Here is a 26617-nt window from a genome sequence, read left to right on the forward strand (position 1 = left end):
CTCACACGCCGCCCTCGGCGGCGGCCGTCCGCGGGTTGGCCGACAGGTGCTGGCCGACCCGGGTGACGAGCATCGCCATCTCGTAGGCGATCATGCCGAGGTCGGCGTCGGCGTCGGCGAGCACCGCCAGGCACGCGCCGCGTCCGGCGGCGGTCACGAACAGGAACGCCGACTCCATCTCCACGATGGTCTGCCGGACCGGGCCGCCGCCGAACGACTCGCCCGCGCCGCGGGCCAGGCTCTGGAAGCTGGCGGCGACCGCGGCGAGGTGGTCGGAGGCCTCCTGGCCGAGGCCGCGGGAGGCCGCCATGCGCAGGCCGTCGCTCGACAGGACCACCGCGTTCTGCACCTGGGCGACGCGCTGGACCAGGCTGTCCAGCAGCCAGTTCAGCTCGCCGCCGGCACCGCCCGCGGCGTCCGCGCCGGAGTGCTGGGCTTCTGTCATGGGGCGTCGTCCTCCTGGTCACCTCGGTTGGGGTGGTCGTCACGGCCGGGCGGGGCCTGCCGCGGCGGGGCCTCCGCCTCGGCTTCGGCCGCGTCCCGCCTGCCGCGCTGCCAGCCCTGCTGCATGGCCGACATCATCGACCGCATGGTCTCGGGCGAGCGGGCCGGGTCCGGAACGTCCGGTGGAGCGGTCCCGGCGCCGGGCGCGGCGTCCCCCGGCCCGGCGGGCGCGTCCGCGTCCCCGGGGCCGGCCGGCTCCGCGTCGGCGGGGCCGGGCGCCGCGAGCGGCAGCGACGGCTCGGGTGCCGCCGGCTCCGGCGCCGACGGCTCGGAAGGGGTCGCGGCGGATGGGGGCGCCTGGCCTCGTGCCGCCAGGTGCGCGTCCACACGCTCCTTCAGCTGCGGCGCGAGATGCGTCTGGCGTCGGCGCTTCGGAAGCTCGCCCTCCTTCAGCGGCCGCGCGGGCTCCGCGTCGGACGCGGGCGGGGGCTCCGGCGCGGGCGCCGGCTCCTGCGCGGCGCGCGGCCCGTCGGCGCGGCGCGAACGCCTGCGCTCCGGCAGCGGCGTCAGCCCGGGCGCCTGCTCGGGCCGTCCGGACTCCATCCGCACCGGCTCGGGCCGCACCGGCTCGGGCTGCTCGGTTTCGGGCTGTGCGGGCTGCGCGGGCTCGGCGCCGAGGGAGTCGGCGCGCACCGGCTCGGCCTCCGCGACCAGCCGGACGACGCCGCCCTGCTCCACGGCGGGACGCGCGGGCGCCGACAGCGCGGCCGCGGGCGCGGCGGGCAGCCGCATCGGGCCGGTGTTGCGGCGCGCGATCGGCTCCGGCTCCGCGGTGTCCACGATGAGCGAGCCCGGGATCAGTGCGATCGCGGTCGTGCCGCCGTACGGCGACTGCCGCAGCGTCACCTTGATCTCGTGCCGCTCGGCCAGCCGCGCGACGACGAACAGGCCGAGCTGCGCGCTGTCGGACGGGTCGAACTCCGGCGGGTCGTCCAGCCGGGCGTTCGCGGCGCGCAGCGCCTCCTCGGTCATGCCGAGGCCGCGGTCCTCCACCTCGATCGCGAAGCCGTTGGCGACCGGGTGCCCGCTGACCCGCACCGGCGACTGCGGCGGCGAGAACGTGGTGGCGTTCTCCACCACCTCGGCGAGCAGGTGGATGACGTCGGCGACGGCGGAGCCGAGCAGCGCGATGCGCGGCAGCGGCTGCACCCGCACGCGCGGGTAGTCCTCGACCTCGGCGACCGCGCCGCGCACCACGTCCACCAGCGGGACGGGCCGCCGCCAGCCGCGCCCGGCGGTCTTGCCGGCGAGGATGACCAGGCCCTCGGCGTGCCGCCGCATGCGGGTCGCGAGGTGGTCGAGGCGGAACAGGTCCGACAGCTCCGACGGGTCCTCGGTGCGGCGCTCCATGGTGTCGAGCAGGCTGAGCTGGCGGTGCAGCAGCGCCTGGTTGCGGCGGGCGAGGTTGACGAACACCTCGCTGATGCCGCGCCGCGCCGCGACCTCGCCGGCCGCCGCCACCAGCACCGCCTCGCGGGCCCGGTCGAAGGAGTCGGCGATCTGCCGGATCTCCCGGATCCGGAAGTCGACGCCCGGCTCCGGCTCGGGCTCGGCGGGGCGCCCGGCGCGGACCTGCTCGGCCAGCAGCGGGAGCCGCTTGCGGGTGAAGTCCACGACGGCGCCGGCGAGCGTGCGGCACTCGCGCAGCAGCCGGCGCGACACCCGGACCGCGATCAGCGTGGACAGCAGCACCGCGACCAGGCCGAGGCCGCCCGCGATGCCGAGCCGGACGAACACGCCGACCGCGATGTGCTGGGCCCGGCCGGTGATGTCGTCGAGGGAGCGGTTCTCGAAGTCGTAGAGGCGCCCGTCGGCGTCGTCGGCGATCGTCCGCCACTGGGCCGTGTCGACGACGGGGGCGCGCGTGGTGCGGGCGGGCCGCCCGGCCGTCCCGGTCCTGGCGCCCGCGCCGGACGCGGCGCCCTGCGTGACCCCCGTCCCGTTCCCGGTGTCGGTGCCCGTGCCCGTCCGGCCCGGGGTCGGCTTCTTCACCTTCCCGACGGTCCGGACCTGGTCGGCGCCCCGGATGACCTGGTCCTCCAGCTTGCGCAGCTGCGCGAACTGCGGGCTGGCCGTCAGGCGCTCGTAGCGGGCGCGGTCGGCGGCCGGCAGGTTCGGGACGTTGTCCGCGTACGTCATCCGCTGCGCGCCGACGAGCTGCGCGAACTCGCCGCGCTCGGCGGCGCTCAGGTGCCCGGCGGCGAGCGCGCCGGTCAGCAGCGCGTCCTCGCGGGACAGGAACTCCCGGCCGCGGCCGACGGAGGTGAGCGTGCGGGCGTCGGCGGTGATCGTCCCGTTCGACGGGGTCGTCGCGCTGTAGATGGCGAAGCCTGCGTCGATGATGCCGCTGTAGTCGGCCAGCACGTCGGCGCGGCCGGACGCGCGGTCGTCCACGCCGCGCCGGGTCGCCTCCAGCGTGCCCAGCCGGGCGAGCAGGTCGTCCATCCGCTTGACGACGCCGGGCAGGATCGAGCCGCGCAGCGACCCGTCGCCGAACCCCTTGCGCACCTCCCGGACGGCGCGGTCGGTCGCCTGCCGCTGCGCGCGCAGCCCGCCGGGGTTCACCGCGCGGCCGGAGCCCGCGTCGGCCATCGACAGCCGGCGCTCCTTCTGCAGCGCGTTCATCAGCCGCTGCGTGGGCAGCACCGCCTCCTGCTGGAACTTGCGGCTCTGCAGCAGCTGGTGGGCGTCCCCGTAGGTGATCCCGGTGAGGAACATCCACAGCGCGGCCAGCGCGAGCAGCGGCACGAGGACCAGCAGCGTGATCCTCGCCCGGATGGAGGAGAAGCGGTTGGCCATCACGGCAGCTGGACCATGCTCACATCGGCGGCTTTCGGCGAGGGGGGATGCGACATGCGGGGGAAACCTCCCGATGCGTGGTGTACGGGGGTCTGCGGGACTCTACTACGTCGCGGGTCCGCGACGATCAGGTGACCGAGCGTCATGCCCGGGGGCGCCCGCGTCCGGCCAGCTCAGCACGTGCTCCATCAGCGCGATGAGGACCTGCTTGGACGACTCGCGGCGGCGCGCGTCGCACAGCAGCACCGGAACGCCCGGGTCCAGGTCGAGGGCGATCGCGACGTCGCGCGGGTCGTGCCGCGCAGCGCCGTCGAAGCAGTTGACGGCCACGACGAACGGCAGGCCGCGCCGCTCGAAGTAGTCGATGGCGGGGAAGCAGCCGGTCAGCCGGCGGGTGTCGGCGAGCACGACCGCGCCGATCGCGCCGGCGGCGAGCTCGTCCCACATGAACCAGAAGCGGTCCTGGCCGGGCGTGCCGAACAGGTAGAGCAGCAGCTGGTCCGACAGCGTGAGGCGGCCGAAGTCCATCGCGACGGTCGTGGTCGTCTTGCCCTGGACGCCGGTGACGTCGTCGACGCCGACGCCGCGGTCGGTGAGCGGCTCCTCGGTGTGCAGCGGCCGGATCTCGCTGATCGAGCCGACCAGCGTCGTCTTGCCCGCGCCGAACCCGCCCGCGATGAGGATCTTGGTGGTGACCAGCGGGCGGGCGGTCCCGCCGGGACCGGCCCCCGCGGCGGGGCCCGGGCCGGCGGCGGGATCAGAGGGCGCGTAGACCATTGAGGACCTCCCTCAGGACGCCCCGTCCGGGCCGCCCCTGCGCGGGCGCGGCGGTGTCCACCACCGCGATCAGCCCCTCGTCGCGCAGGTCGCCGAGCAGCACCCGGACGACGCCGAGCGGCAGCCCGAACTCCGCGGCGAGGTCGGCCACCGCGACCGGGCGGGCGCAGCCGCGCAGCAGCCGCACGTGGTCGGGGCTGTAGCGCAGCCGGTCGCCCGGCCGCGCGCCGGTCGCCGCGACGACCGCGATCAGGTCGAAGCCCTCCCCCGCGGGACGGGTGCGGCCCCGGGTCCGGGCGTAGGGGCGGACGAGCGGGCCGGCCTCCCGGTCCAGCCACCGCTCCGCCGACGGGTTCATCGGTCAGTACCCCCACATCTCCCCGGGTCGGGGACCCGTCCGGATCAGCGGCCCTGCGGGGCCGCTCCCCCGGCGCCGAAGCCGCCGCCGAAGCCGCCGCCCGCCGCCTCGTACCGCGGCGCCGCCTGCAGGTGCTGCCCGACCCGCTTGACCAGCACCGCCATCTCGTAGGCGACCAGGCCCGCGTCGGCCTCCGCCTCGGCGATCACCGCCAGGCAGGTGCCGTCGCCGGCGGCGGTGACGAACAGCAGCAGCGCGTCCATCTCGATGATCGTCTGCCGGACGTTGCCGCCCGCGAAGTGCCGGCCGGCGCCGCGGGCGAGGCTCTGCACGCCGGACGCCAGCGCGGACAGGTGCTCGGCGTCCTCGCGGCCGAGCTCGCTGGACGCGGCGACCGCGAGCCCGTCGCGGGACAGGATCACCGCCTGCCGGACGCTCGCGACGCGCCCGGCGAAGTCGTTGAGCAGCCAGTTGAGCTCGCCGGAGGCCGTGTTGTGCATCATCGGGTCCCCTCATCCTCCCCATCGGACGCGCGGCCGCGCCGCCATCCCTGCTGTACCGAGGCCATCAGCGAGCGCGCCTCCTCCGGGGACCTCGCGACCCCGTCGCCGCCGCCCACCGGGGGCGGCTGCGGCGGCGGCTCCTTGCGCAGCTGCGGCGCGAGGTTCTCCTGCCGGACCCTGCGGGGCAGCCCCGCGTGGGTGCCGGCGGGACCGCCGCCCTCCGCGCCCGGAGGGCGCTCGCCGGGAACGACGGTACCGGTCCCGGCCGCGGCGTCCCACTCCGCGTCACCGGCCGGATGCGCACCGCGCTCCGGCTCGGGCGGCCCCGGGCGGTGCCGCCGCGGGTCGTCGCGGTCGTAGACGGGCGCGGGCATCCAGCCGTCGGCGTCGGACGGGTCGTCGGACGCGTAGGCCGGCACGGGCTCGACGTCGTCGGACCACGGGTTCGCCGAGCCGCCGCGCAGGCCGCCGGCCGGCACGTTCGGCGGCACGGTGGGCGGCACTGCGGGCGGCGGGTCTTCGGGGCCGCCCCACGGCGCCGCCGGTCCGGCGAGCTGCGGCAGGAAGGGCGGCGCCTCGCGCAGCGTCTCGGGAGGCTCGGGCGGCTCGGGCTCGCGGCGGGCGAACACCCCGATGTCCGGGACGACCTCGGCGCGCGTGACCACCTCCGGGCGCTGCGTCGCACCGAACGGGACGTCGGCGTAGGGCGTGCCCATGAACGTCGGCCCGGTGTCGGCGGGCACCGCTGCGGCGGGCTCCCCGCCGGGGGCGTCCGAGGGCGGGGCGCCCCAGGCGCCGGACGGCGCGGCCCCGCCCGCCGGCGCCTCGACGGCGGGCGCGTCCGCCGCGTCGGCCTCCAGCGGGACGATCTCCTCGTCCATCCGGTCGGCGGGCACCACGAGGTCGTGCGGCATCAGCACGATCGCCGTCACGCCCCCGTACGGGGAGCGGTGCAGCGACACGTCGATGCCGTGCCGGGCGGCGAGCCGGGCGACGACGAACAGCCCGAGCCGGTCGGTGTCGGCCAGGTCGAACTCCGGCGGCTCGGCGAGCCGCCGGTTGATCTCCGCGAGCGTCTCCGGCTTGACGCCGAGCCCGCGGTCCTCGATCTCCACGACGAAGCCGTTGCCGACCCGCTCGGCCATCACCCGCACCTCGGTGTTGGGCGGGGAGAACGTCGCGGCGTTCTCCAGCAGCTCGGCCAGCAGGTGCACCACGTCGGTGACGGCGGCGCCGACCAGGCCGTCCTCGGACTCGGTCAGCACGACCGCGCGGGTGTAGTCCTCGATCTCGGCGACCGCGGCGCGCAGCACGTCGGTGATGTGCACCGGGCGCCGCCAGCCGCGGCCCGGGGTGGCGCCGGACAGGATGATGAGGCTCTCGGCGTGCCGCCGCATGCGGGTGGTGAGGTGGTCGATGCGGAACAGCGCCTCCAGGTCGTCGGCCTCGGCGCGGCTCTCCAGCCCGTCCAGCATCGTCAGCTGGCGGTGCAGCAGCGACTGGTTGCGGCGGGCGATGTTGAGGAAGATGCGGCCGACGCCGGCGCGCAGCTCGGCCTGGCCGACGGCGGCGTCCACCGCGGTGCGCTGCACCTTGGCGAACGACTCGGCGAGCCGGTTGACCTCGCTGGTGCGGCCGCGCGGCAGCGGGGGCGACTCCGCCTCGACGTCGACGGCCTCGTTGCGGCGCAGCCGGTCGACCAGCCGCGGCAGCCGCTCGTCGGCCAGCTCCTCGGCGGAGCCGCGCAGCCCGACCAGCTCGCGGACGACGCCGCGGCCGAACCGCAGCGCGAGCAGCACCGACAGGGCGATCACCAGCAGGCCGGCGCCGCCGACGACGCCGAGCCGGACGTAGGCGTCGCGGCCGAGCCGGTCGGCGCGCGCGGCGGCCCCGTTGGTGTTCGCCATGATCATCTGGTTGACCGACAGGACGAGCGGCTGCGCGGTCTCCTGCCACTGCCACTCGCTGATCGGCAGCGGGCCGCGGTCGCGCGCGGCGATCTGGTCCTCAAGGCCCTTGTACGCGTGGTACTGGGTGGAGGCGAACACCGGCGCGGTCAGCCGGGCGTAGACCTTCGGGTCGGCCAGCGAGCGCTGCCGCTGCCACTGCCAGCGCTGCTCGCCGAGCATCTCCAGGAACGTCCGGTGCTCGGCGGCGCTCATCCGGCCGCGGGTGACGAGCGCGCCGGCGACCAGCGCGTTCTCCCGCTGCAGCAGCTCCATCGCGCGCCCGGCGGCGCGGTCGGACAGGGTCCAGTTGTAAAGGGACGCGTCGTTGATGACGATCAGGCTGTCGTACAGCCGGTGCATCACGTCGACCATGCTGCTGTAGTCGTTGATCGCGGCCAGCCGGTCGATCCGGCGGGCGTCGACGGCCGCGCGCAGCTCGCCGAGGCCGCCGAGCGCCTTCAGCACGTCCGCGACCCGCGAGCGCATCTCCGCCGTGGTGGCGCCGCGGGCGGCGCCGGACGTCGAGGTGCGGCGGAAGGTGGCCACGGCCTTGTCCAGGTGCGCGCGCTGCGCGGTGAGCGCCGCGGGGGTGGCCGCGGCGGTGCGCGGGCCGCTGAGGTAGACCACCGACGCCTGCCGCTCCTTGCCCAGCTCGACCAGCAGCCCCTGACCGGACGCGGCGAACTGGTCGTTGAGCGTGTGGTACTTGCGCTGGGCGAGGGCGGCCCGGCCGGTGATGTCGGCGGCGTAGCCCCAGATCGCGACCAGCGAGACGAGCGGAACGAGCAGGAGCGCGGCGACCTTGGACCGGATCGGGCGCGTGCGTGCGGTTCTCATGGGACCTCGGACGTTCCGGCACGTAGTCGGAGTGTGCGCGCGGGTGGCCCGATCATAGAGGCGGCCTGCGACGCCTCCGCAACCCCTTCACCACCTTTCGTCCGTATTCGGAACCGGAATCGGTTAACGACATTCGGGACATTTGCTTCATTTCCCCCTGTTGCCGGGCGGCGATGGGCCATACTCTGCTGTTTCGCCCGCCGATCGCGGCCCGGCACGGGAGGGAGACCGACGATCAGTACCGCCAGCCACGGCGCGGCCGGCCCGTCCGGCCGGAGCGGGAGCCCGCCCTCCCCGCCCGGGAGCGTTACCATTCCCGCCGTGAGTCCCGAAAGCCAGGCATCCGAGGCACTTCCGTCGCGACGCCGCCGCGCTCCCCGCGGCGGCCGACATCGCGGCGACGAGTCCTTCCTGCTGCCCCCCGGATCCCCCGCGCTCATCCTGGCCGTTCCCGGCCCCGCCCGGCAGGGCGGCACCGACATCGCCGTCGAGCTCGCCAGGCTCGTGGAGATCGAGCACACCGGCCAGCCCGCGCACGTCGGGCACCTCGACGGCGACGAGGGCAACCTCGGCGCCCTCCTCGCCGGGCTGCACCGCCCGCAGGACGAGCTCGCCGCCGTGGTCGTGCCGATGTCCACCGGCCCCGACCCCGCGCTCGACGCCGCCGTCCGCGCCGCCGTCGCGGCCGCCCCGGTGCACGCCGTCGCCGCCGAGCCGCTCGGCCCGCACCCGCTCATCGCCGAGGCGCTGCACGACCGGCTCGCCGACGCCGGCCTCGCCCGCGCCGACCGCATCCGGATGATGACGATGGTGACCGCCGCGACCGGCGTCATCGTCGCCACCCCCGGCGACGCGACCGCCGTCCGGCAGGCCGAGGTCACCAGCGTGCTGCTGGCCTCCCGGCTCGCCGCGCCCGTCTTCACCGCCTCGCTCGCCGACGAGGCCGGCATGCGGGCCGCCGGGGAGCAGCTGCGCGCCGCCGGCGCCGCGTCCGTCGCGGTCGCGCCGCACGTCATCGGCTCCGAAGCGGAGGCCCGCCTGGTCCCCGCCGCGGCCGCCGCCGTCGGCGCCGCCCACGCCGCCCCCCTCGGCGCCCACCCGGCCCTCGCCCGCCTCGCCGCCCTCCGCTACGTCGAAGCGCTCTCGCTAGCACTCGCTGATTAGTCCAGGCATGGCCGTGGCCGGGGCCCCACCCAGGACCCCGGCCACAGGCGTCTGAGCACCAGCCCGACGGCTCGAACCCCAGCCACCGGCACCGGCAGGCACGCCGCCCCCAGCCCCAACGGCTTGAAGCCCGGCCACCGGCCACGGGCAGGCACGCGGAGCGAGCCCTGCGAGCGGAGCGGGCCTGCCCGACGACGGACGAGGCGTTTCACGCGGAGCTCCAGCGGAGCGGGAAACGCCTCGCCCGTCGCAACGGGGGTTCCAGGGGGTCGCCCCCCTGGGAAAACACAGCTAGCGGTTTTTGAAATCTGGGGGGCGTTTCTGCATGGTCGCGGTCATGCCTTCCGCGAGGTCCTCGGTGAAGAAGGCGAGGGCCTGGACGCCGGTCTCCGCGGCGATCTGCTGGCGCAGGCCGGGGACGTCCAGCGACATGTTGAGCAGCTCCTTCGTGCGGCTCAGGCCGTACGGGGACTTGGCCAGCAGCTCGTCGGCGAGGGCCTGCGCGGCGGCCAGGTCGGCGCCCTCCGCGCAGACCTCGGTGACGAGGCCGAGGGACTCGGCGCGGGCCGCGTCGAGGCGCTGCGCCCGGTAGGCGATCTCCGCGGCCTTCGCCGGGCCGACGAGGCGCGGCAGCAGCCAGGACAGCCCGCAGTCCCCGGCCGACAGGCCGAGGTTCACGAACGGGACGACGAACCGGGTCGTCGGGTCGGCGACCCGCAGGTCGCAGGCCAGCGCCCAGGAGACGCCCATGCCCGCGACCGGGCCGTGCAGCGCCGCGATCACCGGCTGCGGGATCTCCCGCAGCCGCGCGGTGACCTCGCCGCCGCGGGCGATGCCGCGGTAGAGCCGCTGCGCGCGGCCCTCCTTGGTCTCCCGGCCCGGGTCGCCGCCCTGGATGTCCATGCCCGAGCAGAAGCCGCGGCCGTCGCCGGTGAGCACGACGACCCGGGTGTCCGGGTCGCGCGGCAGCTCGTTGAGGACGTCCAGCATCCGCTCGGTCAGCGCGCCGTCGACGGCGTTCAGCCGCTCCGGGCGGGACAGGGCGATGGTGAGCACCCCGTCCCGCCGGTCGAGCCTGATCCCGTCCAACGGCTCAGGAGGTCAGCTGCTGGATCAGCGGGCCCATCTGCTCCATCGGGTTCTTGAACACCGCGAGCGGCTCGGCGGCGTTGATCGCGGCCCAGTTGTCCCGGACGGCCTCGACGGAGAGGGTCTCCTTCTGCCCGTAGCCGGGGCCCTCCGCGACGAAGATCTTCGCGATGCGGCCGCCGCCGACGGTGTAGACCTCGCCGGAGTCCTCGTTGGACTCGTGCACGAGGAACGCGACGAGCGGGGTGACCTGGTCGACGCCGAGCTTGTCGGCGAAGTCGGCGGGCAGCAGGTCCTCGGTCATCCGGGTCCACGCGACCGGCGCGATGGCGTTGGCCTTGATGTTGTACTTGGCGCCCTCGTGCGCGAGGGTCTTGGTGAACCCGACGAGGCCCATCTTCGCGGTGGCGTAGTTGGCCTGGCCGAAGTTGCCGAACAGGCCGGCGGGCGACGAGGTGTTGACGATGCGGCCGTAGGCGTTCTCGCGCAGGTGCGGCCACGCGGCGCTGGAGACCAGGAACGAGCCGCGCAGGTGCACGGCGATGACCGAGTCGAACTCCTCGACGCTCATGTTCTTGAACGACTTGTCGCGCAGGATGCCCGCGTTGTTGACGACGATGTCGAGCTTGCCGAACTCGTCCAGCGCGGTCTGCACGATCGCCTGGGCGCCCTCCGGGGTCGCCACGTTGTCGGGGTTGGCGACGGCCTCGCCGCCGTTCTTCTTGATCTCGTCCACGACCTCCTGGGCGGGGCCGGCGGAGGCGCCGACACCGGAGCGGTCGCCGCCGAGGTCGTTGACGACGACCTTCGCACCGCGCGCGGCGAGCTCCAGCGCGTGCTGGCGGCCGAGGCCGTGGCCCGCCCCGGTCACGACCGCGACACGGCCGTCGTAGCGCAGTTCCGACATCTCTGTCTCCTCACATCGCACCGACTACGCCCCCAGGTAATCATCCGGGGGTTACCCAGTGGTACCACTAAACCGAATCCCGCTCGGCCGCGGCCCCCTCCGTTGCCTCCCCGGCCCGCGGCGGAGGCAAGCACCGGGACGGGTGGGACTTCAGCGAAACTTGCGGCAAATGACGCAATTCCAGGGACGCACGGCGTAGTGTCCACACCCACCCCACAGGTGCCGCCTCGACTTCGGAGGTCCCGTCTCGATGAGCCCTGCCGACGCGTCCAGCGCCCCCCGCCCGTACCGCGTCGTGCAGTGGGCCACCGGCACGCTCGGCCGCGCCGTGATCCGCGGCGTGCTGGACCGCCCCGGCCTCGAACTCGCCGGCGTCTGGGTGCACACCCCCGCCAAGGACGGCGCCGACGCGGGCCTGCTGGCCGGCCGCGGCCCCACCGGCGTCGCCGCCACCCGCGACCCCGCCGCCATCCTCGACCTCGACGCCGACTGCGTCGTCTACGCCCCCGGACGCGTCGGCGACCCGCTCGCCGACCTCGACACGGTCTGCGCGCTGCTCGCCTCCGGCAAGAACGTCATCTCGATGAACGGGCTGGTCTACCCGCAGGCGCACGGCCCGTCCCTGGTGAACGAGCTGGAGCAGGCGTGCAAGCGCGGCGGCTCCTCGGTGCACGGGACCGGCTTCAACACCGGGTTCATGGCGGACGTGATGCCGCTGGCGCTGTCGCGGCTGTCGCGCCGGATCACCCACGTCTACTCCCGCGAGTGCTCCGACTTCGCCCGGCACCCGTCCTGGCGGATGGTGCACCACATGGTCGGGTTCGGCCGGGACGAGGAGGCGTTCCTGCGCTCGCTGCGGCCCGCCCGCACCGCGATGCGCACGCTGTACACCGAGAGTCTGCACCTGGTCGCCGCCGGGCTCGGCGTGGACCTCGACGAGATCGACGTCGACATGGACTACCGGCTCGCCGGCACCGACCTGGAGATCACCGCCGGCCGGATCCCGCGCGGCACCGTCGCCGCGGCCCGCTGGACGTTCAGCGGGCTGACCGGCGGACGGCCGGTGATCAGCGTCGAGGTGATCCACAAGGCGGACGCCGCGCGGATCCGCGACTGGGGCGACCCGGGCCACTCGGTGCGGGTGCACGGCCGCCCGTCGATCACGCTCACCACCGACGACGAGTGGGTGTCGGACGAGGTGTCCGCCGCCGCGGCGCACGCGCTGAACTCGGTCCCCGTCGTGTGCGCCGCCGAGCCCGGCATCCGCACCTACCTGGACCTCCCGCCGGTCATCGGGCGGATGGAGGCGGCCCCTCCGGGCGCCCTGTAGCGGCTACGGGAGGGTCTGCTCCACGCGGGATCCGGCCTCGCCGTCGGAGTCGGAGTCCGCCTCGGCCTCTTCGCCGGCCTCGCGGCGGTGCTTGCGGACGCTCCACACCACGATCGCGGCGACCGCGATCACCGCGATCCCGATCGCGAGGCCGCGCCCGGCCCACTGCGCGGCCCGGTCGAACGCCTCGCCGGCGAAGTACCCGCCGAGCGTGAACGTGACGACCCAGGCGAGGCCGCCGAGGAAGTTGAACAGCAGGAACTTCGGATACGGCAGCCGGGAGCTGCCCGCCAGCGCCGGCATCAGCGCCCGCAGCAGCGCGGTGAACCGGCCGATGAACACCGCGACCGCGCCGCGCCGCCGGATCAGGTCCTGGGCGCCCTCGACCTTCGACCGGTGCTTGGACACCGCGCGCAGGTCCAGCAGCCTCGGCCCGTACTTCTTGCCGATCTCGTAGCCGACCGAGTCGCCCGCGACCGCCGCGACGACCCCGATGACCAGCAGCAGCGGCAGCGACAGCGTGCCCTGGCTGGCGAGCACGCCGCCGACGACCACCGCCGTCTCGCCCGGGAACACGAACCCGACGAACAGCGCCGCCTCCGCGAACACCAGCGCGGCGATCAGGCCGTAGATCAGGCCGGGCGGCAGGCCGTCCACCAGGGTGTTGAAGGTCTCGAGCATGGTCCCCCGCCATCTCGTCCGGTCCGGGGCCGCCACGTGCCGGCCCCGCTGCGTGCCATGCGATCGTCCGGGCCCGTTTGGCGCGGGCCACCGACGGTTATCGTATGCGCGGGGCCGGTGACCCAGGATCCCCCGGAAGGACGACTTGCCGGTGGCCGTCGGGGTCCCCCTACCGGCGGTCCGCCTCCTCCCGGGGTCTCGGCCGCCTCCCCGGAACGTCGCACCGCATCGCTGACTTTCGGAAGGAACCGGACATGACGGCACAGGAAGTCGAGCGGGGCCGGTTCGTCCGGCAGCCGAACCGGTTCACCGCGCGGATCACCGCCGACGGCGCGGGCGGGTACCCCGCCGAGGCGGGCCGGTACCGGCTCTTCGTCTCCTACGCCTGCCCGTGGGCGCACCGCTCGCTGATCGTCCGGAGCCTGCTCGGCCTGGAGGACGTCCTGCCCGTCGCCGTCGTCGACCCGATCCGCGACGAGCGCGGCTGGCGGTTCCCCGACCCCGACCCGGTCACCGGCGCCGCGTTCCTGTCCGAGCTGTACCTGGCGAGCGACCCGTCCTTCGAGGGCCGCTACACCGTGCCGTGCATCTGGGACACCGTCACGGAACGCCTGGTCACCAACGACTTTCCGAACATCACCACGATGCTGGAGACGGAGTTCACCGCGCTCCACGGCCCCGGCGCCCCCGACCTGTACCCGGAGGCGCTGCGCCCGGAGATCGACGAGCTGAACGACCTCGTCTACAACACGGTCAACAACGGCGTCTACAAGGCCGGCTTCGCCACCGAGCAGGAGCCCTACGACGAGGCGTTCGACGCCCTCTTCGCCACCTTCGACCGGCTCGAGGAACGGCTCGCCGACCGCCGGTACCTGTTCGGCGACCGGCTCACCGAGGCCGACGTCCGCCTCTACCCGACGCTCGCCCGGTTCGACGCGGTCTACTACTCGCACTTCAAGTGCAACCAGCGCCGCCTCGCCGACCTTCCCAACCTCTGGGCCTACGCCCGCGACCTCTATTCCCTCCCCGCGTTCGGCGGGACGACGGACTTCGACCACATCAAGCGGCACTACTACGTCACGCAGCGCAATATCAACCCGTCCGGCGTCGTCCCGAAAGGCCCGCTGATCGACTGGACGGCCCCGCACGGACGCGAAACGCTCACCGAAGGCTGACCGGCCTCCCGGACGCGCCGGAACCGAACGCCGCTCAGTTCACGTCGTACCGGTCACATACCGTCGTTATGCTGGCGGTCCTCCGGAACGATCTCGACGTGAGAGGCAGTACCTCCGACAATGCGCAGCCAGTTCTTCGGAAACATGGACCAGGGGCAGCAGCTCCCCGGCCACTTCGCCCTCCAGAACTCCAAGATGCTCCGCGTCCACCTCAACGGGGACGTCCTGGCCCGGCAGGGCTCCATGGTCGCCTTCCAGGGCCAGATGGAGTTCGACTACGAGGGCGCCGGAGGCATCGGGAAGTTCATCAAGAAGGCCGTGACCGGCGAGGGCGTGCCGCTGATGCGCGTCCGCGGGCAGGGCCTGCTGTTCGCGGCGCACGACGCCGCCGACATCCACCTGTTCTACCTCGAGAACGAGGGCCTGACCGTCAACGGCGCGAACATCCTCGCCTACGACTCGCACCTGCAGTCCGACATCCAGCGCGTCCAGGGCGCCGGCATCGCCGCGGGCGGCCTGTTCAACACCACCCTCACCGGCACCGGTTTCGTGGCGCTCACCACGCACGGCACCCCCGTCATGCTGGACTGCGGCCGCGCCCCGACGTTCGCCGACGGCCAGTCCGCGGTGGCGTGGAGCACCAGCCTGCAGGTCGGCGTCAACCGCACCTTCAAGGCCGGCGCGCTGATCGGCCGCGGCAGCGGCGAGGCCATGCAGCTCGCCTACCAGGGCCAGGGCTTCGTCCTCATCCAGGCCAGCGAGGGCCCCACCGTCCCGCCGCACACCCACTGATCACGGGCCCTCGGGCCCCGGCGGGATCGAGCCTCAACCCCGGCCCGGGTTGAAGCTCAGCCGCCGTCCACCCGGGGGGCGTCCCCCCGGGCAGATCGGTGTGGCGGGCGGGGAATGGGACGTAATCGGAACGCGCTGGCATGGGAAGAGGTCAAGTGCGAGTAGCCTTGATAGGTCTCTTATCTCACCTGCGAGCTGCGGAAGAGGGCGATCTCCGCCGTGTCGACAGAGTCGTCGCAAACTAGTGCCGACCCAAAGATCACAGATTTCGGTGCCAACGAGTGGCTGGTCGACGAGCTGTACCAGAAGTACCTCGAAGACCCCAACTCGGTTGACGAAGCCTGGTGGAACTTCTTCGCGGACTACCAGCCGGACACCCGGCCGGCGTCCGTGACCCCCGCGTCCCCCGGCGCACCCCAGACCAGCACCGGAACCGCGGCCCGGGCGGCCGCCAACGGCACCGCGGCCGCTCCGCCGACACCGCAGCCGCCGGTGTCGCCGCCGAAGGCCCCCGCCAAGCCGGCGGGCAAGGCCCCGGCGCCCGCGGACGACAAGCCGGCGCCGCCGCCGGTCCCGGCCGGCGCCGAGGAGGTCCGGCTGCGCGGCGTCGCCGCGCGGACGGCCGCCAACATGGAGGCCAGCCTCGCGGTGCCGACCGCGACCAGCGTGCGCGCCGTCGCGGCGAAGCTGCTGATCGACAACCGCATCGTCATCAACAACCACCTCAAGCGCGGCCGGGGCGGGAAGGTCTCCTTCACGCACCTGATCGGCTACGCGATCGTCAAGGCGCTCGCGGCGATGCCGGAGATGAACGCCGCGTTCACCGAGGTGGACGGCAAGCCGGTGCTGGTCCGGCCCGAGCACGTCAACTTCGGGCTGGCGATCGACCTGCAGAAGCCGGACGGCTCCCGGCAGCTGGTCGTGCCGAGCATCAAGGCCGCCGAGACGCTGGACTTCCGCCAGTTCTGGGCCGCCTACGAGGAGATCGTCCGCAAGGCGCGCGGCAACAAGCTGACCATCGAGGACTACCAGGGCACCACGATCAGCCTGACGAACCCGGGCACGATCGGAACGGTGCATTCGGTGCCGCGGCTGATGCCCGGGCAGGGCACGATCATCGGCGTCGGCGCGATGGAGTACCCGGCCGAGTTCGCCGGGGCGTCCAGCGACACGCTGGCCCGGATGGGGATCAGCAAGGTCATGACGCTGACCTCCACCTACGACCACCGGATCATCCAGGGCGCCCAGTCCGGCGACTTCCTGCGCCGGATCAACGAGCTGCTGCTCGGCGAGGACGGCTTCTACGACGAGATCTTCGAGGCGCTGCGCATCCCGTACGAGCCGGTGCGCTGGGTCAAGGACATCTCGGCGGGCCACGAGGACGACGTCGCCAAGATCGCCCGGGTGCACGAGCTGATCCACGCCTACCGGGTCCGCGGCCACCTGATGGCCGACACCGACCCGCTGGAGTACAAGCAGCGCCGCCACCCCGACCTCGACATCCTCAAGCACGGCCTCACCCTGTGGGACCTGGAGCGCGAGTTCGCGACCGGCGGGTTCGGCGGCAAGCCGACCATGAAGCTGCGCGACATCCTCGGCGTGCTGCGGATGGCGTACTGCCGGACGGTCGGCATCGAGTACATGCACATCCAGGACCCGGAGGAGCGCGCCTGGATCCAGGAGCGCGTCGAGGTCCCGCACGACAAGCCGTCCCGCGAGGAGCAGCTGCACGTCCTGCGCCGGCTGAACAGCGCCGAGGCGTTCGAGACGTTCCTGCAGACCAAGTTCGTCGGGCAGAAGCGGTTCTCGCTGGAGGGCGGCGAGTCCGTCATCCCGCTGCTGGACTCGGTGATCTCCGCGGCGGCGAAGGAGAGCCTGGACGAGGTCGTCGTCGGGATGGCGCACCGCGGCCGGCTGAACGTCCTGGCCAACATCATCGGCAAGTCCTACGGGCAGATCTTCGGCGAGTTCGAGGGCAACCTCGACCCGCGCAGCGCGCAGGGCTCCGGCGACGTGAAGTACCACCTGGGCGCGTCCGGCGACTTCGTCGCCGACGACGGCTCGAAGATCCACACCGAGCTGGTCGCGAACCCGTCCCACCTGGAGACGGTCGACCCGGTGCTGGAGGGCGTCGTCCGCGCCAAGCAGGACCTGCTGGACGTCGGCGAGGCCGGGTTCACGGTGCTGCCGATCCTGATCCACGGCGACGCCGCGTTCGCCGGGCAGGGCGTGGTCGCCGAGACGCTGAACCTGTCGCAGCTGCGCGGCTACCGCACCGGCGGCACCGTGCACGTGATCATCAACAACCAGGTCGGGTTCACCACCGCGCCGGAGTACTCGCGCTCCAGCGTGTACGCGACCGACGTGGCCCGGATGATCCAGGCGCCGATCTTCCACGTCAACGGGGACGACCCGGAGGCGTGCGCGCGGGTGGCGCGGCTGGCGTTCGAGTACCGGCAGACGTTCAAGAAGGACGTCGTCATCGACATGGTCTGCTACCGGCGCCGGGGCCACAACGAGGGCGAGAACCCCTCGTTCACCCAGCCGCTGATGTACGACCTGATCGACGCCAAGCGCTCGGTCCGCAAGCTGTACACCGAGGCGCTGATCGGCCGCGGCGACATCACGGTCGAGGAGGCCGAGCAGGCGCTGCGCGACTACCAGGAGCAGCTGGAGCGGGCCTTCACCGAGACCCGCGAGGCCGTGAAGAAGCCCCTGGAGCCGGGTTCGGTGGTGAAGCCGGACGTCGAGGAGCGCATCCCGATCGACCACGGCGGCGCCGGCACGGCGATCCCGCAGGAGACCGTCAAGCGGATCATCGAGACGCAGGTCAGCCTGCCGGAGGGCTTCACGCCGCACCCGCGGCTGCAGCCGATCCTGCAGCGCCGCGCGCAGATGATCGAGGACGACGCGATCGACTGGGCGACCGGCGAGCTGCTGGCGATGGGCTCGCTGCTGATGGACGGCCACCCGGTGCGGCTCGTCGGGCAGGACACCCGGCGCGGCACGTTCGGGCAGCGGCACGCGGTGCTGGTCGACCGCAAGAGCGGCGAGGAGTACACGCCGCTCAAGCAGTTCGGGCAGGGCGTGTCGAAGTTCTACGCGCACGACTCGCTGCTGAGCGAGTACGCGGCGATGGGCTTCGAGTACGGCTACTCGATGACCCGCCCGGACGCGCTGGTCGCGTGGGAGGCGCAGTTCGGCGACTTCGCCAACGGCGCCCAGTCGGTGGTGGACGAGTACATCTCGTCCGGCGAGCAGAAGTGGGGCCAGCGCTCCAGCCTGGTGCTGCTGCTGCCGCACGGCTACGAGGGCCAGGGGCCCGACCACTCGTCCGCGCGGATCGAGCGGTACCTGCAGCTGTGCGCGCAGGACAACATGACGGTGGTCTACCCGACGACCCCGGCGAACTACTTCCACCTGCTGCGCTGGCAGGTGCTGTCGGGCCGCGGCAAGCCGCTGGTGGTGTTCACGCCGAAGTCGCTGCTGCGGCTGAAGGCGGCGACGTCGCCGGTCGAGCAGATCACGGCGGGCGCGTTCCAGCCGGTCATCCCGGAGGTGAACCCGGCGGTCGACCCGGCGGGCGTGAAGCGGGTGCTGCTCACCACCGGCAAGATCTACTACGACGTGGCGAAGGCGCGCGACGCGGCGGGCGCCAACGACACCGCGGTCGTGCGGGTCGAGCGGCTGTACCCGCCGCCGGTCGACGAGATCAAGGCGGAGCTGGCCAAGTACCCGGCCGGCGCCGAGGTGGTCTTCGTGCAGGACGAGCCGGCGAACATGGGCGCGTGGCCGTTCATGGCGCTGAAGCTGCCGCACCACATCGAGGGGCTGAAGATGTCGCGGGTGTCGCGCCCGGCGTCGTCGTCGCCCGCGGTGGGGTCGGCGAAGCTGCACCAGGCCGAGCAGGAAGCGCTGCTGTCCAGGCTGTTCTGACCCTGTTCGCGAGCTGAACGGGCAGGCCGTGTCGCTCCGCGTCCCGCCGCCGTGGCGGCGGGACGCGGAGCGACTGCGTTAGAGGGATGAATCCGTATGTACTTCACCGATCGGGGTATCGAGGAGCTCACCGAGCGCCGCGGCGCGGAGGAGGTCAGCCTGACGTGGCTGGCGGAGCGGCTCCGCGAGTTCGTCGACCTGAACCCCGAGTTCGAGACGCCGGTGGACCGGCTGGCGACCTGGCTGGCCCGCCTCGACGACGAGGACGACGACTGACCGCCGGCTGACGTCGGTTCCGTGACGCGATACATCTTGACTTTTCGGGAACGCGACATATCGTGTTATCCGAAGGAACCCTCGGACGAAGGGCAAGAGGCGATGTCGCGCTGGACCATCGACGAACCGGCCACCCTCGACTTCGACGGCGTGGTCACGCTGCGCACGACGCTGATCGCCGGAAGCATCAGCGTGCTCGCCTCCGACGAGCGGCCGTCCGTGATGGTCGGCGAGGTCGAGGGCCCGCCGCTGGTGATCGCGCACGAGGCCGGCATGCTGACGATCACCCATGAGCGGCTGCTGGAGGGCGTGCTGAGCTGGCTGCGCACCCGCAACGCCCGCGCCGCGATCACGGTGACCGTCCCGCACGACTGCCCCGTCACCGTCAACCTGGTGTCCGCCGACGCGGTGATCACCGGGCTGACCGCCCGCACCTCCATCAAGTGCGCGTCCGGCGGCATCACGCTCGACGGGGTGACCGGCACCGTCGACGCCAACACGGTGTCCGGCGACATCGAGGCGCAGGGCCTGGACGGGACGGTGTCGTTCACCTCCGTCTCCGGCGACCTCGCGCTGGCCGGCGGCGCGGTCGAGCGGCTCACCGCCCGCAGCGTCAGCGGCCGCATCGCCGCCGACCTCGACCTGGTCGGCGACGGCCGGGTCGAGGTCAACACGGTCTCCGGCGAGGTCGCGCTGCGCGTCCCGGAGTCGATCGGGGCGCGGGTGACGCTGAACGCGGCGGCCGGCCGGATCGAGACGTCCTTCCCCGAGCTCGCCCGGACCGACAGGGCCGTCGCCACCACCGTCTCCGGCAAGGTCGGCGACGGGTCGGGCCGGCTGTCGGTCAACACGGTGTCCGGCTCGATCACCCTCCTCGGCCGCGACGACGAGGCCCCGGAGATCAGCACCCCGCGAATGGAGAAGTGAGTTGAGCCCCGTTTTCGGCCACGGCCGGCTCCGCCTGTACCTGCTGAAGCTGCTGGAGGAGAGCCCGCGGCACGGCTACGAGGTGATCCGGATCCTGCAGGACAGGTTCCTCGGGGTGTACTCGCCCTCCCCCGGGACGATCTATCCGCGGCTGGCCCGGCTGGAGTCCGAGGGCCTGGTCACCCACGAGGTCGTCAAGGGCAAGAAGGTGTACTCGCTGACCGACAAGGGCCGCGAGGAGCTGGAGCGCCGGATGGACGAGCTGGCCGAGCTGGAGGAGGAGATCACCGCCTCCGCGCAGGAGTTCGCGCGCGGCGTGCAGCAGGACGTCCGGCAGACGGTCCGGTCGCTGCGCGAGGAGCTGACCGAGGCCGCGCGGACGATGCGCGACCAGGGCAAGGCCGCGTCCAAGGAGGCGTGGAAGGAGTCCACCGGCCGGCAGAAGGACGAGTGGAAGCGGCAGAAGGACCTCTGGCGCGAGCAGAAGCAGGCGTGGAAGGAGGAGTGGCGGCAGAACTGGGAGGACGCCTGGAAGACGGCGACCGGCAGCCGCGAGGACATCGCCCGGCTGAAGCTGGAGCGCCTGCTGCGCCGCTTCGTCGAGGACGTCCGCAAGTCCGCCAAGCACGCCCGGCTCGGCGAGGACGACCTGGCCGCCGTCCAGTCGCTGCTGGACGAGACCCGCGACCGGCTGCGCACCGAGATCCTCGACAAGGACATCGACGCCCGCGACTGACCCGCGGTGGGCCGCCCCCATGAGGCCGGCGCACCGCGGGCCGGCGGCTACGGGTTGAAGACGATCTTGCCGAAGAGGTCGCCGTCCGCCATCGCGGCGAAGCCGTCCTTGGCCTCCGCGAGCGGCAGCGTCCGGTCGATCAGCGGCCGGGCGCCGGTCTTCACCAGGAACCGCGCGAGCCGCTCCAGCTGCTCGCGGGTCCCCATCGTGGAGCCGACGACCTGGAGCTGCAGGAAGAACACCCGGTTCAGCTCCGCGGGCGGCACCTGCCCGCTGGTCGCGCCGGACACCACGATCCGGCCGCCGGGCCGCAGCGACTTCAGCGAGTGCGACCAGGTCGCCTCGCCGACCGTCTCGATGACCGCGTCGACCCGCTCGGGCAGCCGCGCACCGGACTCGACCGCGACGTCCGCGCCGAGCTCCAGGGCCCGCTTGCGCTTGGCCTCGCTGCGGCTCGTCGCGAACACCCGGAACCCCGCGGCGGACGCCAGCGCGATCGCCGCGGTCGCGACGCCGCCGCCCGCGCCCTGCACCAGCACCGTCGAGCCCGGCTGCAGGCCCGCCTTGTCGAACAGCATCCGGTAGGCGGTCAGCCACGCCGTCGGCAGGCACGCGGCCTCCTCGAACGACAGCTCCGCCGGCTTGCGGACGAGGTTGCGGCGCGGCACCGCGACCTTCTCGGCGAGCGTCCCCTGGTGGTGCTCCGACAGCAGCGACCGCTTCGGGTCCAGGGTCTCGTCGCCGCCGCCCCGGTCCGGGTCGCCGATCACCGCGTGCACGATGACCTCGTTGCCGTCCTCGTCGACGCCCGCGGCGTCGCAGCCGAGGATCATCGGGAGCCGGTCGGCGGGGAGCCCGACGCCGCGCAGCGACCACAGGTCGTGGTGGTTGAGCGCGGCCGCCTTCACCGTGACGGTCGTCCAGCCGTCCGGCACCTCGGGATCGGGCCGCTCCCCCAGCGTCAGCCCGTTCAGCGGATGGTCTGCGTCGATCTGTGTGGCCGTGACAGCGAACATGAACGCACACTAACCGCCGGACCCCCGCACCGGACGGCCCGCCCCGTGCCTTTACAGGGTCACCGTCCTCGGCGAGCATGGTCACGTGCGGATGCGAGCGCTGTGCCTCGCCGGGCTGATCCTTCTGCCCGCCGCCTGCGCGGACGGCAACGCCGGCGGAACGGAGCGCCCGATGGACGCGGCAGCGACCGGCGGACCCGCGAACCCGCGGGTCCTCGACTGCGAGAACCGCGGCGTCTCCTTCCCCGAGGAGGACGACGGCCCCTACCGCACCGGTCCCGACGACCTCGTCGCCGGACCGCTGATCATTCCGGGGCTGCGCGCGTGGGCGGACGCCGACCCCGCCGCCTACGGCCGGGACGGCCGGTACAAGGTGGCCGTCGTGATGCGCGCCGGAACGTCGGCCACGCTGTCGATCCCCGCCGAGCACCACCGGGACGCGGGCCTGCTCTACGCCGCGGCCGCGCGGGACGCGCGGACGCCCCTGCAGGCCGACCACGCGATCACGTTCACCGCCTGCGCGGGGCACGACACGATCTTCCCGGGGCTGATGTTCGTGCCGCGGCGCACGGAGGTGCCCCTCCTGGTCCGTCCGCTCCGTCCGGCCTCCGGGGCGGCGGTCCGCGAAGTGGTCTCGTTCTTCGCGGACCGCCGCTGACCCGGTCAGCCGGCCAGCGCGAGGACGCCCGCGGCGACCGCGAGGACGCCCGGCGCCGCCCGCCGCACCCGCGGCTCCCAGTCCCCGAGCCGGTCGAGGAGCCACACCGGTTCGGGCGGGCCGTCGCCGCCCGTCCGGGGCGGTACCAGCAGGATCAGCACCGCGCTCGGCACCAGGAACCCGGCCGCGTAGGCGACCCCCGCCCACCACGGCACCAGGCCGAGCACCGTGACCGCCAGCGCGCCCCACGTCAGCGACGTGACGCGGAAGGTGGTCACCACGAGCCCGGTGTCGAGGCCCCACAGGAAGGCCCCGCGCGCCGGACCGAGGCGGTAGAAGTACGCCTGCGGGGTCTGCCTGCGCAGCATGGGGGTGCGCAGGCCGAACAGCCCGGTGTCGACGATCAGGCAGGCGGCGAGGACGCCGACCGCCACGAGCTGCGCGACCGTACCCGGTCGCGATCCCAGCGCCGCGCCCACCACATGGACCGCCCCGTAGAAGGCGGTCGCCGCCGTGGTGAACCCGAGGGCGAGCGCGGCGAACGCGCGGCGCCGGGCGGGCTCGTCAGAGGCTCTCCCCTGGACCAGGGGCCGGAGGTACCCGATGAAGGAGACGCCTCAAAGGCTGAACAGCTGCGCGAAGCCGGCGGCGGCGATGAGCAGCATCAGCACCGACAGGAGCACGGAGTGCTGCACCGGGGCCCCGGGGTCAGCAGGAGTTCGCGCGGACGGTCCAGCCCGCCGAGCAGTAGAACGGCCCGCTGCCGCAGCTGGAGCCGCCGGTGCACTCCCCGCACGCGTACTTGCGGGACCCGGTGCAGCAGTACCAGACCTTCATGCTCCCCTTCCTGCAGTACGCGGAGCCGGAGGAGTTGATGGGGCAGTTCGGCTGCCCGAACGCCAGGTTGCAGCACCGCCACGTCGCCGCGGCGGCGGGCTTCTGCAGCGCCCCGATCCCGGCGGCGACGCCGACGGCGCCGACGCCGATCTTGCCCATCCAGCCGAGGAACCCCCTCCGGCCGGAATCGAGCGTGGCCGCGTCCCCGTGGGCCGCCTGGACCAGTTGCCGCTTGCGCATGCCGTTCACCTCTCCTCGGATCGGGCGGTCATCCGCGAGCCGCCCCGGTCACCGGACGATCGCTGCCGTCTTCCACCGGCAGCGCCGCGTACATCTGGCGGGACGAGGGGACGCTGTGCGCCTTCGTCAGCCGCCCGTCCCGCACGAGCACGGCGGCGGGGGTGGCGTCGATGCCGAGGGCGCCGGAGATCCGCTCCCCCACGTCGACCACCACCCGCTCGCCCCGCAGGTCGAACATGTCGATGAACTCGGCGGCGTCGCCCAGGACGGGGACGACGACGACCCACAGCTTCCGCGGCCGCACCCGGCCCTGGAGCGCGGCGGCCAGCGTGAAGCATGTCCGGCACTTGTTGGACAGCAGCAGCACGAGCGCGTCGCGCGCCTCGTCCAGCTCGGCCGGCAGCCCCACCGCGCTCGGCGCCTCCCCCTGGACGGGGCCGAGGTCCATCAGGACCGGGCTGTCCTCGATCTCCAGGTACTCGCGCATCTGCTTGAGCTGGTGGAACATCTCCACGAGCGCGCAGAACGCCACGAACAGCAGGGCGGCCAGCAGGCACACGATGATGAGCAGGGCCAGCGTCATCCGAGCGTCAACTCCTTAGCACGGACCGGGTCTTCGGCGCCGATGCCGGTGGATTCGGCGAACGCGGCGCGGTCGCCCTTCAGCCCCCGCCAGGCGCGCGCGCCCTGCGGGATGTGCCGGGCGGAGAACGCGACCAGCAGGGCGGCGAGCCCCGCGAGCCCCTCTTCGGCGCTCCAGTGCGGCGCCCATGCCTGGGCGGCGGCCGCGGCCGCGAGCCAGCCGGGCAGCAGGACGAGCTGCCGGGTCCCGAGCGCCGCGCCGCCGCCTCCGGCGCCGAAGCAGTTGCAGTGCACGCGCTCGCGCAGCAGGAGGGCGCGCAGGCCGGCGGCGGCGAAGCCGGCGGCGAGCACCGCCACCAGCAGCCGGGGCCAGGCCGACGCGGGGGCCGCGAGCAGCGCCACCGCGGCCACCAGCTCGCCGGTGACGACCAGCGCCGCGGCCGGGGCGGCGGTACCGCCCGCGCCGAGCCGGCGCAGGACGTCGCCGAAGGCGCCGAAGGACGGCACCTTGGAGAGCGAGGAGTAGGCGAGGACGGCGGCGAGGCAGATCTGCGCCGCGGCGCCGATAAGGCCGGTACCCGCCATGCCGCACCTCGCATCCGACAGGACCCCGCCGCGGCCGTCCGGCGCGGAGTGGCCTCCTGCAGATGATCACCTGCGGATCGGCGACTGTGAAGATCGTCACCCCGGCCGCAACCGGCCAGGACCGCGGGCTGGACGCCGCATGGGGTATATGCCGCGCGCGGCGTCCAGCCCGCCTCCGGTCCGGCTCAGCGGACCCGGGTCACAGGACCTTGGACAGGAAGTCCCGGGTGCGCTGGTGCCGGGGGTCGGCGAGGACGTCGCGGGGCGTGCCCTCCTCGACCACGACGCCGTCGTCCATGAAGACCAGCGAGTCCCCGACCTCGCGCGCGAAGCCCATCTCGTGGGTGACGACGACCATCGTCATGCCGTCGCGGGCGAGCTGCTTCATCACCTCGAGGACCTCGCCGACGAGCTCGGGGTCCAGCGCCGAGGTCGGCTCGTCGAAGAGCATCAGCTTCGGTTCCATCGCCAGCGCCCGCGCGATCGCGACGCGCTGCTGCTGTCCGCCGGACAGCTGGGACGGGTAGCTGTCCTTGCGGTCGCCGAGCCCGACCCGCTCCAGCAGCGCGGCGGCGCGCTCGCGGGCCTTGCCGCGGCCCTCGCGGCGGACGCGGATCGGCGCCTCGTACACGTTCTCCATCGCCGTCATGTGCGGGAAGAGGTTGAAGCGCTGGAACACCATGCCGATCTCGCGGCGCTGCGCCGACACCTCCTTGTCGCGCAGCTCGTAGAGCTTGTCGCCCTTCTGCCGGTACCCCATCAAGTGCCCGTTGACCCAGAGCCGGCCCGCGTCGATCTTCTCCAGGTGGTTGATGCAGCGCAGGAACGTCGACTTCCCGGAGCCCGACGGGCCGATCACGCACATGACCTCGCCGGACGCGACCTCCAGGTCGATGCCCTTGAGGACCTCCACCCGGCCGAAGTGCTTGTGCACCGCCTCGGCCTTGACCATCGGCCCCGCGGTCCCGGCCGCCTTCGCCGCGCCGTCCGGCTCGCTCATTTCCCGCCTCCGAAGCCGAGCGCCCGGAACCCGGCGCGCCGCTCGCCCGCAAGGGCGGTGCCGCGGGCGAAGTACCGCTCGATGTAGTGCTGCGCGACCAGCAGGACGCTGGTCAGGACCAGGTACCACATGCAGGAGGCGACCAGCATCGGGAACACGTTGAACGACTTGTCCCCGACCGACTTGAGCTGGAAGAACAGCTCGTTGGTCACCGGGACGAAGGCGACCAGCGAGGTGTCCTTGAGCATCGCGATCGTCTCGTTGCCGGTCGGCGGCACGATCACCCGCATCGCCTGCGGCAGCACGATCCGCCGCAGGGTCTGCATGCGGGACATGCCGAGCGCGCCGGCGGCCTCGTTCTGGCCCGGGTCGACCGAGAGCATGCCCGCCCGGACGATCTCCGCCATGTACGCGCCCTCGGACAGCGCCAGGGCGAGCAGGCCCGCCATGAAGCCGGTCAGGAACGTGTTGGCGTTGATCGAGAACAGCGTGCCGCTCATGTCGACGCCGAGCAGGTCGCCGACCTGCTCGGAGAACGGCACGCCGCCGACGTGGTACTTGGTGTACAGGATCCCCATGTTGCCGAACAGGATCGCCAGCACCAGGCGGGGCACCGCCCGGAAGAACCAGGTGTAGAGCCAGGCGACGCCGCTGAGGATCGGGTTGCCCGACAGCCGCATGATGGCGAGGACCACGCCGATCACGACGCCGATCACCATCGACAGCACCGTGAGCAGCACCGTGGTGCGCACGCCCTCGACGATGTTCGGCCGGAAGGCGTTGTCGATGATGAACGACCACTGGAACGCCTTGTTCGTGACCAGCATGTGCACGAACATGGCGGCCAGCACGGCCAGTACGGCCACCGCCACCCAGCGGCCCGGATGCCGGACGGGCACGGCCTTGATCGCCTCGGGCGGCGCCGCGTCCGGCTTCACCGTGTCAACTGAACCGGGCAT

At 73.3% G+C, this 26617-nt stretch carries 25 protein-coding genes; 9 read left to right on the forward strand and 16 right to left on the reverse strand.

Annotated elements, in window-relative coordinates; translation table 11 throughout:
• Position 1: 1 nt before the first annotated feature.
• The 6 genes from J4709_RS15470 to J4709_RS15495 form a co-directional block, all read right to left on the reverse strand.
• The gene (locus J4709_RS15470; protein ID WP_173099313.1) at positions 2-445 is read right to left on the reverse strand and encodes a roadblock/LC7 domain-containing protein; all 444 of its coding nucleotides are present in this window, start codon (positions 443-445) and stop codon (positions 2-4) included.
• A complete protein-coding gene (locus tag J4709_RS15475; protein ID WP_208241233.1) occupies positions 442-3303 on the reverse strand; it encodes a nitrate- and nitrite sensing domain-containing protein in 2862 nt (953 codons plus the stop codon). Before J4709_RS15475 ends, J4709_RS15470 begins: the two co-directional genes overlap by 4 nt.
• 105 nt (positions 3304-3408) lie before the next feature.
• Positions 3409-4080 carry a GTP-binding protein gene (locus J4709_RS15480; protein WP_208241235.1) on the reverse strand — a complete coding sequence of 224 codons (672 nt, stop codon included), beginning with the start codon at positions 4078-4080 and terminating at the stop codon, positions 3409-3411.
• Positions 4061-4438: a DUF742 domain-containing protein gene (locus J4709_RS15485; RefSeq protein WP_173099311.1), complete on the reverse strand. Its 378-nt coding sequence runs from the start codon at positions 4436-4438 to the stop codon at positions 4061-4063. The genes J4709_RS15480 and J4709_RS15485 overlap by 20 nt, the downstream gene beginning before the upstream one ends.
• Positions 4439-4482: 44 nt before the next feature.
• A complete protein-coding gene (locus tag J4709_RS15490) occupies positions 4483-4941 on the reverse strand; it encodes a roadblock/LC7 domain-containing protein (RefSeq protein WP_372442085.1) in 459 nt (152 codons plus the stop codon).
• Positions 4938-7727, reverse strand: a complete 2790-nt coding sequence (locus J4709_RS15495) for a sensor histidine kinase (RefSeq protein WP_208241237.1) — start codon at positions 7725-7727, stop codon at positions 4938-4940. The genes J4709_RS15490 and J4709_RS15495 overlap by 4 nt, the downstream gene beginning before the upstream one ends.
• 321 nt (positions 7728-8048) lie before the next feature.
• On the opposite strand from J4709_RS15495, the gene J4709_RS15500 reads away from it, so the two are divergent.
• Positions 8049-8891, forward strand: coding sequence for a sirohydrochlorin chelatase family protein (locus tag J4709_RS15500; RefSeq protein ID WP_208241239.1), 843 nt, complete (start codon positions 8049-8051; stop codon positions 8889-8891).
• A 291-nt stretch (positions 8892-9182) separates the two neighbouring features.
• Here the strand turns inward: J4709_RS15500 and J4709_RS15505 are convergent, their stop codons facing one another.
• Positions 9183-9980, reverse strand: coding sequence for an enoyl-CoA hydratase/isomerase family protein (locus J4709_RS15505; RefSeq protein ID WP_208241240.1), 798 nt, complete (start codon positions 9978-9980; stop codon positions 9183-9185).
• 4 nt (positions 9981-9984) lie between these two features.
• A complete protein-coding gene (locus tag J4709_RS15510) occupies positions 9985-10887 on the reverse strand; it encodes an SDR family oxidoreductase (RefSeq protein WP_208241241.1) in 903 nt (300 codons plus the stop codon).
• Between the two features lie 250 nt (positions 10888-11137).
• Between J4709_RS15510 and J4709_RS15515 the strand changes: the two genes are divergently transcribed.
• A complete protein-coding gene (locus tag J4709_RS15515) occupies positions 11138-12217 on the forward strand; it encodes an NAD(P)H-dependent amine dehydrogenase family protein (RefSeq protein ID WP_208241242.1) in 1080 nt (359 codons plus the stop codon).
• Positions 12218-12220: 3 nt separating this feature from the next.
• Here the strand turns inward: J4709_RS15515 and J4709_RS15520 are convergent, their stop codons facing one another.
• The gene (locus J4709_RS15520) at positions 12221-12898 is read right to left on the reverse strand and encodes a DedA family protein (protein ID WP_208241243.1); all 678 of its coding nucleotides are present in this window, start codon (positions 12896-12898) and stop codon (positions 12221-12223) included.
• A 254-nt stretch (positions 12899-13152) separates the two neighbouring features.
• On the opposite strand from J4709_RS15520, the gene J4709_RS15525 reads away from it, so the two are divergent.
• From J4709_RS15525 to J4709_RS15550, 6 genes are all read left to right on the forward strand, one after another.
• Entirely contained in the window at positions 13153-14073 is a 921-nt protein-coding gene (locus J4709_RS15525; RefSeq protein ID WP_208241244.1) for a glutathione S-transferase family protein, read from the forward strand.
• A 120-nt stretch (positions 14074-14193) separates the two neighbouring features.
• Positions 14194-14865 carry an AIM24 family protein gene (locus J4709_RS15530; RefSeq protein ID WP_208241245.1) on the forward strand — a complete coding sequence of 224 codons (672 nt, stop codon included), beginning with the start codon at positions 14194-14196 and terminating at the stop codon, positions 14863-14865.
• A 219-nt stretch (positions 14866-15084) separates the two neighbouring features.
• Positions 15085-18801 carry a multifunctional oxoglutarate decarboxylase/oxoglutarate dehydrogenase thiamine pyrophosphate-binding subunit/dihydrolipoyllysine-residue succinyltransferase subunit gene (locus J4709_RS15535; protein ID WP_208241246.1) on the forward strand — a complete coding sequence of 1239 codons (3717 nt, stop codon included), beginning with the start codon at positions 15085-15087 and terminating at the stop codon, positions 18799-18801.
• Between the two features lie 96 nt (positions 18802-18897).
• On the forward strand, positions 18898-19077 hold the full coding sequence (locus J4709_RS15540; RefSeq protein ID WP_208241248.1) for a DUF6104 family protein: 180 nt from the start codon (positions 18898-18900) through the stop codon (positions 19075-19077).
• Positions 19078-19179: 102 nt separating this feature from the next.
• On the forward strand, positions 19180-20004 hold the full coding sequence (locus J4709_RS15545; protein ID WP_208241250.1) for a DUF4097 family beta strand repeat-containing protein: 825 nt from the start codon (positions 19180-19182) through the stop codon (positions 20002-20004).
• A gap of 1 nt (position 20005) precedes the next feature.
• Positions 20006-20740 (forward strand): PadR family transcriptional regulator, encoded by a 735-nt coding sequence (locus J4709_RS15550; RefSeq protein ID WP_208241252.1) that lies wholly within the window; start codon positions 20006-20008, stop codon positions 20738-20740.
• A 47-nt stretch (positions 20741-20787) separates the two neighbouring features.
• Here J4709_RS15550 and J4709_RS15555 read toward each other — a convergent pair whose 3' ends face one another.
• Positions 20788-21756 carry a zinc-binding dehydrogenase gene (locus tag J4709_RS15555; RefSeq protein ID WP_208241254.1) on the reverse strand — a complete coding sequence of 323 codons (969 nt, stop codon included), beginning with the start codon at positions 21754-21756 and terminating at the stop codon, positions 20788-20790.
• Between the two features lie 85 nt (positions 21757-21841).
• Between J4709_RS15555 and J4709_RS15560 the strand changes: the two genes are divergently transcribed.
• A complete protein-coding gene (locus J4709_RS15560; RefSeq protein WP_208241255.1) occupies positions 21842-22414 on the forward strand; it encodes a hypothetical protein in 573 nt (190 codons plus the stop codon).
• A gap of 5 nt (positions 22415-22419) precedes the next feature.
• Here the strand turns inward: J4709_RS15560 and J4709_RS15565 are convergent, their stop codons facing one another.
• The 6 genes from J4709_RS15565 to J4709_RS15590 form a co-directional block, all read right to left on the reverse strand.
• Positions 22420-22848: a hypothetical protein gene (locus tag J4709_RS15565; RefSeq protein WP_208241257.1), complete on the reverse strand. Its 429-nt coding sequence runs from the start codon at positions 22846-22848 to the stop codon at positions 22420-22422.
• Positions 22849-23122: 274 nt separating this feature from the next.
• Positions 23123-23491: a hypothetical protein gene (locus J4709_RS15570; RefSeq protein WP_208241259.1), complete on the reverse strand. Its 369-nt coding sequence runs from the start codon at positions 23489-23491 to the stop codon at positions 23123-23125.
• 28 nt (positions 23492-23519) lie between these two features.
• Positions 23520-24074 (reverse strand): hypothetical protein, encoded by a 555-nt coding sequence (locus J4709_RS15575; protein WP_208241265.1) that lies wholly within the window; start codon positions 24072-24074, stop codon positions 23520-23522.
• The gene (locus tag J4709_RS15580; protein ID WP_208241266.1) at positions 24071-24658 is read right to left on the reverse strand and encodes a MauE/DoxX family redox-associated membrane protein; all 588 of its coding nucleotides are present in this window, start codon (positions 24656-24658) and stop codon (positions 24071-24073) included. Before J4709_RS15580 ends, J4709_RS15575 begins: the two co-directional genes overlap by 4 nt.
• Before the next feature lie 199 nt (positions 24659-24857).
• Complete coding sequence (locus J4709_RS15585) at positions 24858-25658, reverse strand: amino acid ABC transporter ATP-binding protein (protein WP_307801268.1); 801 nt, start codon at positions 25656-25658, stop codon at positions 24858-24860.
• Positions 25655-26617, reverse strand: a complete 963-nt coding sequence (locus J4709_RS15590; protein WP_208241268.1) for an amino acid ABC transporter permease — start codon at positions 26615-26617, stop codon at positions 25655-25657. The genes J4709_RS15585 and J4709_RS15590 overlap by 4 nt, the downstream gene beginning before the upstream one ends.

It is taken from the genome of Actinomadura violacea (genome assembly GCF_017573465.1).
GTDB lineage: Bacteria > Actinomycetota > Actinomycetes > Streptosporangiales > Streptosporangiaceae > Spirillospora > Spirillospora violacea.